General features: G+C 53.0%; 9 protein-coding genes and 1 other RNA gene. 6 read left to right on the forward strand and 4 right to left on the reverse strand.

The annotated features are described in order from the left end of the window. Positions 1-58 precede the first annotated feature (58 nt). Positions 59-613: a hypothetical protein gene (locus AC23NW_RS32495; RefSeq protein WP_487454803.1), complete on the forward strand. Its 555-nt coding sequence runs from the start codon at positions 59-61 to the stop codon at positions 611-613. A 361-nt stretch (positions 614-974) separates the two neighbouring features. Here AC23NW_RS32495 and ssrA read toward each other — a convergent pair. Together ssrA and AC23NW_RS32505 are read right to left on the reverse strand one after the other, a co-directional pair. Continuing rightward, positions 975-1,344: a transfer-messenger RNA gene (ssrA, locus tag AC23NW_RS32500) on the reverse strand. Positions 1,345-1,413: 69 nt separating this feature from the next. Continuing rightward, positions 1,414-3,822 (reverse strand): TonB-dependent receptor, encoded by a 2,409-nt coding sequence (locus AC23NW_RS32505; protein WP_487454805.1) that lies wholly within the window; start codon positions 3,820-3,822, stop codon positions 1,414-1,416. 77 nt (positions 3,823-3,899) lie between these two features. Here AC23NW_RS32505 and AC23NW_RS32510 point away from each other — a divergent pair, with 77 nt between their 5' ends. The 4 genes from AC23NW_RS32510 (at position 3,900) to argH (ending at position 10,690) form a co-directional block, all read left to right on the forward strand. Beyond that, entirely contained in the window at positions 3,900-4,547 is a 648-nt protein-coding gene (locus tag AC23NW_RS32510; RefSeq protein WP_487454806.1) for a hypothetical protein, read from the forward strand. Between the two features lie 284 nt (positions 4,548-4,831). Further along, positions 4,832-6,028 carry an efflux RND transporter periplasmic adaptor subunit gene (locus AC23NW_RS32515; protein ID WP_487454807.1) on the forward strand — a complete coding sequence of 399 codons (1,197 nt, stop codon included), beginning with the start codon at positions 4,832-4,834 and terminating at the stop codon, positions 6,026-6,028. 52 nt (positions 6,029-6,080) lie between these two features. Then, on the forward strand, positions 6,081-9,233 hold the full coding sequence (locus tag AC23NW_RS32520) for an efflux RND transporter permease subunit (RefSeq protein ID WP_293843962.1): 3,153 nt from the start codon (positions 6,081-6,083) through the stop codon (positions 9,231-9,233). A 107-nt stretch (positions 9,234-9,340) separates the two neighbouring features. Beyond that, on the forward strand, positions 9,341-10,690 hold the full coding sequence (argH, locus tag AC23NW_RS32525; protein WP_487454809.1) for an argininosuccinate lyase: 1,350 nt from the start codon (positions 9,341-9,343) through the stop codon (positions 10,688-10,690). Positions 10,691-10,827: 137 nt separating this feature from the next. Here argH and AC23NW_RS32530 read toward each other — a convergent pair whose 3' ends face one another. Together AC23NW_RS32530 and AC23NW_RS32535 are read right to left on the reverse strand one after the other, a co-directional pair. Then, the gene (locus tag AC23NW_RS32530; protein ID WP_293844797.1) at positions 10,828-11,157 is read right to left on the reverse strand and encodes a hypothetical protein; all 330 of its coding nucleotides are present in this window, start codon (positions 11,155-11,157) and stop codon (positions 10,828-10,830) included. Positions 11,158-11,246: 89 nt separating this feature from the next. Continuing rightward, positions 11,247-12,104 carry an SMP-30/gluconolactonase/LRE family protein gene (locus AC23NW_RS32535; protein WP_487454811.1) on the reverse strand — a complete coding sequence of 286 codons (858 nt, stop codon included), beginning with the start codon at positions 12,102-12,104 and terminating at the stop codon, positions 11,247-11,249. 197 nt (positions 12,105-12,301) lie between these two features. Here AC23NW_RS32535 and AC23NW_RS32540 point away from each other — a divergent pair, with 197 nt between their 5' ends. Next, on the forward strand, positions 12,302-12,517 hold the full coding sequence (locus AC23NW_RS32540; protein ID WP_293844803.1) for a hypothetical protein: 216 nt from the start codon (positions 12,302-12,304) through the stop codon (positions 12,515-12,517). Positions 12,518-12,753 lie beyond the last annotated feature (236 nt).

The following is a 12,753-nucleotide window of genomic DNA, read 5'->3' on the forward strand; positions in this document are numbered from 1 at the left end:
ATTCATTTTGGTAAAGTGTCGAAACTACTGTAGTTTACAGGCACCAAACCACAACATTATGAAACGCACCTTTCCACTCTTGATTGCCCTGAGCGTATGGTTAACCGGCTGCGCTGATTACGGGAATTTCTATTTTGTCCGCCATGAAGATCCCTTTACCCGTCAGGTATCTTCCTATAGTGTTGATGATTACAGCCCCGAATCGGTTCCGTCGGTGATACAGGCACGGCCGGAAGGGTCGCGGCGGATCATTCCGAACCATGTTACGGTCAGCAAAACGGAAGGCCGGCCCTACATGTTACAGATCATCCGCAATTACAGGGAGCAATACGACATGCCGGATTCGGCGCGAGTGCTGGTGCGGCTGGAGAACGGGCAGATACTGGATATGCCGGTTATGAGGGGCTGGCACACGCTGAATGGTGTGTTGCAGGTACAGGCCGAACTAACGCCAGGGCATCTTGACCTGCTCAGCAAGCACCTGATCGCTTACATCCGGATCAACCCTATCCGGATCAATGAAGAGCCTTTGGCCCCGTACAACGTCGAATACTGGCCGGCCCGCGCCCGCCGGTTTAATCAGGCGCTTCGGATGATGCTATCGGTAAAATAATGTACGCGGGAAGGTTGAATTTTGATTGTTAGTGTGATTACAGTATGGTAGTAAAAGCCCAGTGAAGCGTCTCCAGGTAATAAATCATCATGTTTGATACAAATCCGTACACTGCCACCTGAGTCAGGCGTTGCCCGTTCTAACCAATTGTCGTCATTGGGGTTAGCAAATAGTTGTTCGTTTTCCATCAACCAATCGGTCGTGTTATATTGTCTTTTGGCTTAGAAAGTACAGGTAGTTTATATTGGAATAGTTCTAAAAGTGACATGGTTGGATACACTTTTTTTTGCCACACTTTTGCCACACTTGCTATGACAATAAAAAGAAGCGCTGTAAGTACTTGACTTACAGCGCTTTGGGAATGTGGAGACGGAGGGAGTTGAACCCTCGTCCAGTCAAGGAACCCGTCGTGCTTTCTACATGCTTAGAAGCGATTGGATTGTCGGGCTTAAGGCTGGCTCGCGTCAGGCCGACCAGAAACCTTAGGTCTTAGGATCTTACCCGGTGTCAAGACCATTAGCCGGGCCAGCGCTGCGAGTCGATGCCTCCTGATCCAGCCAGCAGCACGTAGGCCGGGGAGACAATGGCTATGCTATCCGCTCGGGATTAAGCTGCCATGGCGTAGTTATACTCGCCAGTTATTGTTCGACGATTTGTTTAGACGGGAACTGTCGCCCACTCCCGGCATGCTTACACGCGACCTCTGCAAGCTGTCAATTCCGGTCGCCCCCAGATATGCGTGTACTATAGAAACGCAAACGTACTGAAAAAAGTTTGGTTTTTCACTATCCCAACCCGCCTCAAAACTCCCACCGGTAGTTCAGTACCGGCACCAGACCAAGCTGGTATTGCTGCACAACCTTGCCCTGCAACGCATCAAAATAGCTGTACGCGGCATTCTTCGCCCCCGTAGCATTCAGCAAATCAAGCGATAAGGTCCGGCTGTATTTCGGCTTGCTCTTCCGCCAGTAAACCCGCACATCGGCACGGAAATAATCCGGCAGACGGACATCAAAATCATTGCCTTTATATACGGTCCGGCCCGCATTCATTGAGCCAACCGCATCAATCGTGCGGTCCAGGTAGCCGCCCAGCTGTGTGATTTTGGCATTGACACCCCACGTACGGGTGCTGCCGTATTTCAGCCGCGTAAACTCCTTACCGCCGGTCAGGGCGAGCGTGTGCCGGCCGTTGAAACGCGTGTTCCGCCAGACGCCGTCGTTGGCCTGGTACTTCGAATCATACACCGATCCGGTCAGCAGCAGGTAATAGCCTTTGGTCAGGAACCGCTGATACGTCAGTTCCAGTCCCATATTCCGGCCTTTGCCGGTGTTGGCCAGCTGCTCAGGACGGGCCGCAAACTCGTTGATGTCGATAAAATTCAGGGCCGACGTCACACTGCCGGCATTTACCGAAACTGGCACCTTAAACAGATACTGGTAATAGACTTCCGCCTTCAGGGATGAGGTTTCGGTCAGCGCACGGGTATAGCCCGCCACGGCGTGATGGGCTTTGGTGAAGCCAAGGCCGGTATTACTGATCCCATTAACGGCGTCCAGCGGTGAGCCTTTGGCCGCAATGTAGGTCATGGGCTGCTGCGTCTGGCTGTGCAGACCGTACGCAAAAGTCAGCGTATTCACCGCATTGGGCGCAAAGCGGGCCGACAGCCGTGGCTCCAGCGACAGGCTTTTGCTGTTCAGGGTAAAGAGGTTGGCGTGCAGACCGGCATTAATCATCACCGCTTCGTTCGGCGTCCACTGATAGTTGGCGTAAGGCTGAATCAGCCATGCCTGTAAGACGCCCTCCTGCACCCGCCCCTGCCGTGGCGGCGGGGTAAATGCGGTCTGGCTCTGCCACAAACCGGCCGATCCGTACCAGCGTGTCAGGTACAGGCCTGTCTGTAACCGGCGCTGATCGGTAATCCGGCGCGTCAGGGCGGCATGAATGGTGGCGCGGCCATTGGTCGAGCGGTCGCGCACGTAGGCCGGCAGATTCACCGCCATCGCCTCTGCCGGCGACTGGAATCGGTTGTTGGTATTGGCCGATGCCACTGCGGATACTTTGATCGAATAGCGGTCATTCAGCGCGCGGCTGTAGGTCAGGCCGGTGGCCAGCATCCGTGAGCTGAAATAAATATTGTAGCGGTCCTTGTCGGCCAGTCGTTCGGCGGGGTCTTCAGGGGCTTTGAAATCGTTGCTGCTGTTGCCGGCCATCCCGAAAAAGGTCAGCGTCCCGCCTTTTTTCAGCGGTTGCGTCAGGTTAAACGACAAGTCCTGAAATTTGATAGTCTCGCCGCCGAAGGATACCCCCATCAGACCAAGCAGACCCGTAAATGAGTAGCGGTAGTTGACCAGGTAGGACGAGCCTCTGGTTTTATTGAGCGGCCCTTCAGCGGCCAGATCAAGGCCGATCAGCCCCGCCTGGGCCGTAAATTCGTGTTTCTCATTGTTGCCGGTCCGGAACCGCATGTCCAGAATACCGCCGATGGTGTTGCCGTATTCCGGCGAAAAAGCACCCGACAGAAAGCGCGTGGCTCCCAGCAGCTGGGCACTCAGGATATTTACCCCGCCCCCCGACGACGTGGGCCGGTCGCCGATGGTACCGGCGTTGCTGAGGTGATTCGGGTTTACGATCTCAACGCCTTCGAGCCGCCAGATGGTGCCGGCCGGCGAGTTGCCCCGCACCGACAGGTTATTGGCCTGATCGTTGGTATTGACCACGCCGGGGAAGGAGGTCGCCAGCCGTGCCGGGTCAAGGTATGTTGCGGCAAACCGCAGAATCTGCTCCGTCGAAATGGATTGAATGCTGCTGATAGTATTATCGGGGCGGTTCCCTTTCACTACCGTTTCGGCCAGGATTTCACTCCCTGGCTTCAGCCGGACATCAATGATCTGCTCCTTACCCGATTCGAGCAGAATTTCCTGAATAATCTGTGTTTCATACCCCACAAAACGGCAGGTAAGCTGGTAGCGCCCGACAGGCAGCTTCGGCATCCGGTAACTGCCGTCAGTTTCAGTCGTCAGGTTATACACCTGGGTGGCATCTTCGATCTGCAGGCCCGCACCGGGCAGCGGCTTTTCCGTATCAGCATCCAGCACATGCCCGCGGATAGTTTGGGTCGGATGGCTTGGTCCCAGCTGTGCCAGGGACGATGATGAAAGACCAACCAGCAAAATAAGAAAAATGTAAAGGTGTCGTACGATAGGCATTGCGGGATTGTGCAAACTTATTTTTTGTTAGTGAGTTAATTTGTCATTTCATCAGTCTGTGCAAAACAAGTACGCTTATGCCAACCATGAACACCCCGTTCGAAACCAACCTCTTCCGGCATTTGTCGCAATTCTTTGCTGATCACCACTATTTGTTACTGGCTGACCAAAAACAATTTCGCAAAATTACGCCTACAGGCTTTCAAAACGTCATTTTTTCTCCTTCTTTTTACCAGGATGAAATTTGGGTAGATATTTTGTTCGGTACCCGCAACCAGCAGATCGAACAGATTGCCCAACAGTTTCTGCGGAATACCCCGGAATTCCGCGACCATGCCAACACGACAATTGTTGCCCTCGGCAAATTCAGAGACACGCCTTATTTCCGCTACAAACTCAAACCGGATGAATCGACAGAAACACTTTGCCGCGACGTTGAATCGTTTTTCCGGAAGGATGGCTTTGCTTTTCTCGACAAACACGGGCGTATTGATGCCATCGACACGCTGCTGAACAGCCAGCCCGATCAGCCCTGCAAGTTTCTCTACAACCAGACGCATCGCTGTTATAAAGGACTCATTGCGGCACACCTCAACCACAATCCCCACTTCGACGGGCTGATTGACCGGTACCGGCTCGAATTGCAGCGACAGACACAGAACCCCCACGAACAGCTGCAGTTTGAACGCCTCATTGCCTATCTGTTGCATTATTCAGCCAATTAGTCTCCCTTCATCTGTTTTTGTAACTGCGAATAACTACCTCCGTCAGCATCGGTTTTGCGGCCCGTTTCCGGTCGATTTGTGGTTCTATTCCATCTATGAAAACACCCCGTTAGTATATTCTCACTATGCCACGTTTGTCTACGTCGGGGAATAAAGGATAACTTTCCGTTTAATTATTGGTGAAATAGTGTTTTCCGGCTTGTAAAACGCTCCGGCTACCGGCCTGAACAAAGCGTTGATTTTCCGGTTTAGCACTCAGTTAACGAATCGTTTCCAGCATAAACGTGAAAAGATGGACTGCTATAGGCCTTGTCGTTGTGATCGTCGGCGGGCTTTTTGTGTACAACAAGTATTTTAAGAAAGGATCAGAGAAAGGCCCCGAAGGGAAGGCAGCAGAAGGCGGAAAAGGCGGTGACGGAAAAGGAAAAGGCGGCCCCGGTGGCGGTGGACCTACATCTGTCAACGGCTTTATTGTTATCAAACAGGCCCTGAAGGAAGAAGTTGTAGCGACGGGCTCTCTGCTCGCGAACGAGCAGGTTGATATTTTTCCGGAAGTATCAGGCCGGATTACCCAGCTGAATATCCGCGAAGGACAACCGGTTGCCGCCGGTACGCTGCTGGTCAAACTCTATGACGCCGACCTGAAAGCCCAGCTACAGCGGTTATTGGTACAGGAAGAAAACGCCCGCCGGACCGAAGACCGGAACAAGCAGTTGCTGGCCCGCGGCGGTATCAGCCAGCAGGAATACGATATCGTTGTGACGAACCTCAAAAGTGCCCTTGCCGATATCGAAGTGGTTAAGGCAAACCTCCGCCGGACCGAAATCCGGGCACCGTTTTCGGGTGTCATCGGTCTGCGGAATGTCAGCTTAGGTGCCTATGTAACACCGAACACGCTGATCGCCCGCCTGCAGCAGACCTCTTCGCTGAAACTTGATTTCTCGGTTCCCGAAAAATACGGGGTGTCGATTCGTCAGGGCAGCGACGTGCGGTTTACAGTCGATGCCTACAGCAAACCGTTTTCCGGTCAGGTGTATGCGCTCGAGCCGTCTGTCGAAGAAGCGACCCGTAACCTCCGCATCCGCGCCCGCGTAAATAATACCGGCGCTCAGCTGCGTCCGGGCTCGTTTGCCAAGGTAACACTGACCATTCAGAACGAAAGCGGCATGATTGTGCCGACTCAGGCCGTCATTCCGCAAACCCGCAGTAAGCAGGTGGTACTGGTGAAAAACGGTAAGGCCGTATTTAAAGACGTAACCACCGGCATCCGCTCGGCCAGTACAATCCAGATTTTATCGGGTATTCAGGTCGGTGATACGGTGGCAACCACCGGCTTGCTGTTCCTCAAACCGGACGGTGATGTGAAGGTCAGCCGTGTGGTAACCCTGCAAAGTATCAAACCGATTGAACAGCCCGGCAGCGCAAAACCGTCGCAACCGGACAGTGTACCGGCCGCCGATACAAAACAGGCAAAGCTTTAGGGCGTAAGCGGACAGAAAACTGCCGCTATTGACAACGTAGATCAACTAAGTTATGAGTCTTTCCTCACTAAGTCTGAACCGGCCGGTCTTCGCGATGGTGATGTCAATCGTCATCGTTCTGTTCGGTGTCATTGGCTTTACGTTCCTGGGCGTCCGGGAGTATCCGGCCATTGATCCGCCGATTATTTCCGTCCGGACAAGCTATACGGGGGCCAACCCCGAAATCATTGAATCCCAGATTACGGAGCCGATTGAAAAATCGCTCAACAGTATTGAAGGGATCCGTAATATCTCGTCGCAAAGTTCGCTGGGGGTTAGTTCAATCACCGTCGAATTCGAACTCGGTGCTGACCTTGAGCGGGCCGCCAACGACGTACGGGATAAGGTATCACAGGCGCAGCGTCAGCTTCCGCAGGACATTGATGCCCCGCCTGTCGTCACCAAGGCCGATGCCAACTCCGACCCTATCGTGTTTATGCCGGTGCAAAGTACGAGCCGCAACATTATGCAGCTGTCCGACTACGCCGAAAACGTGTTGCAGGAACGGTTGCAGACCATTCCGGGCGTTAGCCAGGTAAACATTTACGGGCAGAAACGCTTTGCCATGCGTCTGTGGATTGATCCGCTGAAACTGGCCGCCTACAATATGACGATTCAGGATATTGAACAGGCGTTGTCGCGGCAGAACGTAGAGTTGCCAAGCGGTAAAATCTACGGCAACAATACCGAACTGACCGTTAAGTCGGTCGGCCGGCTGCTGACCGAAGACGATTTCAATAACCTGATTGTCCGCCAGACGTCGGGTCAGATCGTCCGCTTTAAGGATATCGGGAATGCCATTCTGGGGCCGGAAAACGAAGAGACCCAGTCGAAGCAAAACGGGATACAGGGGGTAATTCTGGTGCTTATTCCGCAACCGGGTGCCAACTACGTTGATATTGCCAACGAGTTCTACAAGCGGTATGAGCAGCTCAAAAAAGAACTGCCCGACGATATTCAGGTGAGTATCGGGATTGACCGCAGTACGTTTATCCGGAAAGCCATCGAAGAAGTGGGCGAAACCCTGCTGCTTTCGTTTGTGCTCGTGGTACTGGTTATTTACTTCTTCTTCCGTGACTGGCTGATTGCGTTCCGACCGCTCATTGACATTCCGGTGTCGCTCATCGGTGCGTTTTTCATCATGTACATTGCCGACTTCAGTATCAACGTGTTAACACTGTTAGGTATCGTACTGGCAACGGGTCTGGTGGTGGATGACGGTATTGTGGTGACGGAGAATATCTTCAAGAAAATTGAGCAGGGCATGGACACCGAACAGGCGGCTAAGGAAGGCTCGGATGAGATCTTCTTCGCCGTTATTGCCACGTCGATTACGCTGGCGGTGGTGTTCCTGCCGATCATCTTCCTGCAAGGGTTCGTGGGCCGTCTGTTCCGCGAATTCGGTATTGTCGTTGCCGGTGCGGTATTGATTTCGGCTTTCGTTTCCCTGACCCTGACACCGGTTCTGAGCGTGAAGCTGACCAGCAAAAACCACGGTAAAGATTCATGGTTTTACAAGAAAACCGAGCCGTTCTTCCAATGGCTGGACAGCAGCTACCGGAGTTCTCTGAGCAGTTTCATGAAATCGCGGGGCTGGTCACTGGCGATGATCGGGGTTTGTATTGCGATCATTGTCGGTGTCGGCGGCATGCTGAAATCCGAGCTGGCACCGCTGGAAGACCGTGGTCGTCTGCGGGTGCCGATTACGGCTCCGGAAGGAACAAGTTTTGACGCCATGGCCAACATCACCGAACGCGTTACCCAGCTGGTTCTCGACTCGATTCCGGAAACAAAGCTGACCTTCAGTGTGGTGGCGCCGGGCTTCTCGGGCGGCGGCGCGGTAAACTCCGGCTTTATTTTCATTAACATGTCGGAGCCATCCGAGCGTAAACGGTCCCAGCAGCAGATTGCCGACTTCCTGACGGCCAACCTGCGGAAGATCAGTGATGCCCGGATGTTCCCGACTCAGGAACAAACCATTCAGGTGGGCCGCGGTGGTGGTCAGCCGGTTCAGTTTGTCCTCCAGAACCTGAATTTTGAAAAACTACGGGAAAAACTGCCGGTATTTATGGATGAAGTCCGGAAAGATCCGACGTTCCAGAACCCCGACGTTGACCTCAAATTCAACAAGCCTGAATTAAATATTACGATTGACCGGGAGAAAGCCACCAGTCTGGGTCTTTCGGTCCTCGACGTGTCGAATACACTTCAGTTAGCACTCAGTAACCGCCGTCTGGCTTACTTCCTCATGAACGGGAAGCAATATCAGGTGGTAGGTCAGGTAGACCGCGCCAACCGCGACGAACCGGTCGATCTGGCGGCATTCTACGTCCGGAACAATCAGGGGCAGCTGATTCAGCTCGACAACCTGGTGAAGTTTCAGGAAGTCAGTTCACCGCCGCAGGTTTATCACTACAACCGGTTTAAATCGGCGACGATCTCAGCCGGTCTGGCCCCCGGCAAAACCATCGGCGACGGGGTAGCAGCCATGCAGGCCATTGCTGCCCGGACCCTCGACGATACGTTCCAGACGGCGCTTTCGGGCCCGTCGCGTGACTATGCCGAAAGCTCATCGAACACGTTGTTTGCCTTCGGCCTCGCGCTCATTCTGGTTTACCTCATTCTGGCGGCGCAGTTTGACAGCTTTGTCGATCCGTTTATCATCATGATTACGGTGCCGCTGGCGATTGCCGGTGCGGTGCTGTCGCTGTGGTTATTCGGGCAGACGCTGAACATCTTCAGCCAGATCGGTATCATCATGCTGGTGGGTCTGGTTACCAAAAACGGTATCCTCATCGTGGAGTTTGCCAACGAACAGCGCAAGGAAGGCAGGAACAAGTACGATGCCGCCGTAGAAGCGGCAGCCATGCGTCTGCGTCCGATTCTGATGACAACCCTCGTGGCGGCTTTTGGTGCCCTGCCGCTTGCCCTTGCTCTGGGTGCGGCTTCTAAAAGCCGGATGCCGCTCGGTATTGTGATCGTGGGCGGGCTGTTGTTCTCCCTGGTGCTGACGCTCTACGTCGTTCCGGCGATTTATACGTACATGACGCGTCGTAAAGACGAAATTCATCCGGCCGATGCCAAACGGCCGCTTCCGCAGCCGGCCGGCCGCTCAACCGGCGATTCGGAAGATCCAAAACAAATGGAAGTCCGGCTGGACCATTAATTCCGGCCGGTAAACGGAAGAAAAGGGCGAACTGATCAGTCGGTTCGCCCTTTTCGTTATCAGAATCCCTACCTTTGCAGCTAGATTGTTAACATACATACATTACTTTGAAACTCTGGCAAAAAGAAGGATTCGGGGCTGAACCGTCCGAAGCAGCCGCCAAAATTGACCGGTTTACCGTTGGCCGGGACCGCGAACTGGACGTTTACCTCGCCCCGTTCGACGTATTGGGGAACCTCGCCCATGCGACCATGCTCGAAACCATTGGTCTGCTGACGGCCGATGACCTGACCCAACTGCGGGCAGAACTGAAAACGATCTACGCCGACATCGAAGCAGGCAACTTTACCATCGAAGACGGCATTGAAGACGTGCACTCGCAGGTAGAGCTGATGCTGACCCGCAAGCTGGGGGATGTTGGCAAGAAAATTCACAGCGGCCGGTCGCGTAATGATCAGGTCCTCGTTGACCTGAAACTATATACCCGCGCACAGCTCTGGACGGTTGCCGAAGCCACCCGCCTGGTATTCGATCAGCTGATTGCGCGGTCGGAGCAGCACAAAAACGACCTGTTGCCAGGCTATACCCACCTGCAGATTGCCATGCCATCGTCGTTCGGGTTATGGTTCGGGGCCTATGCCGAAGCCCTCGCCGACGACATGCTGACACTCCAGATGGCGTTCCGGCTGGCCAACCGCAATCCGCTGGGTTCCGGGGCGGGCTATGGGTCCTCGTTCCCGCTCAACCGGACACTGACCACCCAGCTGCTTGGCTTTGAGGGCATGCACGTCAATGTGGTCTACGCCCAGATGAGCCGCGGTAAAACCGAGCAAACTGCCCTGAATGCCATTGCCGCCATTGCTGCTACGGTTTCCCGGCTGGCGATGGACATCTGCCTGTATAACAGCCAGAATTTCGGGTTCCTGACCCTGCCCGATGCCCTGACAACGGGGTCGAGCATCATGCCGCACAAGAAAAATCCGGATGTCGCCGAGCTGCTGCGGGCCAAAAGCAACCGCCTGAAAGCCCTGCCGATGGAGATCACCATGGTGATGAGTAACCTGCCCTCGGGCTATCACCGCGACATGCAGATTCTGAAAGAAGTGCTGATGCCGGCCTTCGATGAGATACTGGACTGCCTGCAGATTCTGGCTTTTACGCTCGAAAACATTCAGGTAAAACCAAACCTGCTGGCCGACGAAAAATATGACCTGCTGTTCAGTGTAGAACGGGTCAACGAACTGGTGTTGCAGGGTGTACCGTTCCGCGAGGCCTACCGGATTGTCGGAAAAGAAATTAATGAAGGTTCCTATAAAGCCTCCCGCGAGCTGAAGCATTCGCACGAGGGCAGCATCGGCAACTTAGGGAATGACCTGATTGTCGAGCAGATGGATACGGCTATGGCTGGTTTCGGTATGGACCGGATCAGTCAGGCAACGGCAGCGCTGCTGGCGTAAGTCAATTTCGGGATGACGGCTTTAACCTTCCAGGAAGTTCAAAACTTCCTGGAAGGTTAAAGCCGTCATCCCGAAACCAAAAAAGTAAAGCCCGGTCATCGACCGGGCTTTATCTTATTCTCCATGTAAGCCTCAACCTATAAGAGCAGATTACTGAGAATGATGAGCACGTGCAGCGTCAGGCTAAACCCGAAGGCCGGCACGATGTATTTCACTGGCAAGGCTCCCAGGATCGGTACCAGTACCGTCAGGAAACCAAGCATCGACGCCAGGAACTGCCAGTCGCCACCGCCAAGGTAGGACATCGACAGCAGAAGAGCAGGCGATAAAATGCAACCCTGAATCATCATCGCGGTTGCCGCCCAGCCTGTACGTGTGAACTCTGCTTTCTCAATAAATGTATGATATTTTGCCATGAAACCGGTTTCGGTTTCGTGAGCATATGATGTTGTCGTTTGGGTAATCATGGCCGTACTGTGTTGTCTTGTGATGAAGCAAAAGTACAGCACCGGCAGGGCCATATATATGACTACCCTCATACATCGGTATGATTGCGCTATTCGACGCGGTAGGCCACCAGCTTATTTTTCAGAAACGTCGGCACAATGATCAGTTTCTCTTTGGCGACGTATTCAATATCGGCGCAGTTGCCTTTCTGTTCGCGGGTATCCAGCAATTGCTCCTTATTGCCTTCCGCAGTTACGAAGAAAATCTGTCCGCTCCAGTCTGAGACAAAATAGTCTTTTCCATCCGTCACGATCCCATCGGTATTCGCCATACCATCGGCAATGGTCATGAAGGTTTTGGTCTCCGTGTCCAGTACCCGCAGGGCCCCGATCTTTGTTGACCCGACCATCAGCCGGTTCTTTTTCACGGCCAGCAAGCCGTTTGGCCGGTTCAGTTCTTCGCCCTGCATCCAGACCTCCCACTTGCCGTCTTTCAGGCGGTAGATTTTGTCGAAGCGGTTGTCGGAGACATATACCGTTCCGTCGTTTGTTATGGTCACATCGTTCAGGAACGCGTTTTTCGGATCGGGCGCATCCCACGTCTTCTCGGCCTGACCGGTTTCCAGGTTGATGGCCACGAGCCGGTAGATATCGGTAACATACAGCATGTTTTTGTAGATACCCATGCCTTTCGGTGCGTTAAGCCCCGATGTCCAGCGGAGGTTCTGGATCTTACCATCCAGCGATACTTTTGAGATGAAACCGCTGCCATCCAGGGCATCAGCTTTGCCGTCGATGTTGGCTACGTACAGGATTTTGCTGCGTTTGTCGTAGAGTACGGACTCCGGAACCCGAAGCGTAGTATCTGTTTCCCAGACTTTTACCAGTTTTTTGGGCTTTGGCTTTGCTTCGGCCATGAGACAGGCCATGCCCATCAGGGTCCACAAGATGAGGTATTTTGTTCGCATTTTTTGTACTGCTTAGTTTTCCGCAAAACAAGCAGAGATTAAAAATGCTTGCAAATTATCTGTGCGAATGTTAGTTAATTAACCGGGATCAGAGGGTAGTTTATCATTATTCGAAGATGGAGACAACAGGCACAAAAAACTGGCAAACAATTTGATAATGAGAATGTTCAATGCGTGATAAAAAACTTAGTCAACTCATGAACTCTCAACACAATGTACTGGTTTCCGCACCCTTAGCTACGCGGGAACTCAAACAAAGCATCCGGGACATGATCCGGCTCCAAACCAATTATCAACTTTCTGACGAGCTATTCTGGGAGGTCTTTAACACCCGCGTCCTGCTGAATCAGGACGTGAATGTCGATGCCTTCATCCGCGAACTTCAGCACTCATCTCCGCATGGTCAAGCTTAATCCGGTACGGTACGAAAAAGCGCTATCCCCCCGGGTTAGCGCTTTTTTGATTTTTATATATCCCGTAAGCGTGCACTTACCAATCGTATTTCCAATACTTTTTATATAAATTCCCGTCTCTTCGGCCACGCCATACTACTATTAAAATTGTAAGCTTATAACTAACAAAATAACTGGTATACAGACGCTTACAGCTATCCTGACATAACTACCTGATCTGCAATCTATTATTTATC

The organism is Arsenicibacter sp. R0_47 (genome assembly GCF_057652235.1).

What these genes read in the sequence shown, in the direction of transcription:
- AC23NW_RS32530 (WP_293844797.1), bottom strand. Translation starts at nt 11,157, where the DNA reads ATGATTACCCAAACGACAACATCATATGCTCACGAAACCGAAACCGGT.
- AC23NW_RS32510 (WP_487454806.1), top strand. Translation starts at nt 3,900, where the DNA reads ATGCCAACCATGAACACCCCGTTCGAAACCAACCTCTTCCGGCATTTG.
- AC23NW_RS32520 (WP_293843962.1), top strand. Translation starts at nt 6,081, where the DNA reads ATGAGTCTTTCCTCACTAAGTCTGAACCGGCCGGTCTTCGCGATGGTG.
- AC23NW_RS32535 (WP_487454811.1), bottom strand. Translation starts at nt 12,104, where the DNA reads ATGCGAACAAAATACCTCATCTTGTGGACCCTGATGGGCATGGCCTGT.
- AC23NW_RS32505 (WP_487454805.1), bottom strand. Translation starts at nt 3,822, where the DNA reads ATGCCTATCGTACGACACCTTTACATTTTTCTTATTTTGCTGGTTGGT.
- AC23NW_RS32540 (WP_293844803.1), top strand. Translation starts at nt 12,302, where the DNA reads ATGAACTCTCAACACAATGTACTGGTTTCCGCACCCTTAGCTACGCGG.
- AC23NW_RS32495 (WP_487454803.1), top strand. Translation starts at nt 59, where the DNA reads ATGAAACGCACCTTTCCACTCTTGATTGCCCTGAGCGTATGGTTAACC.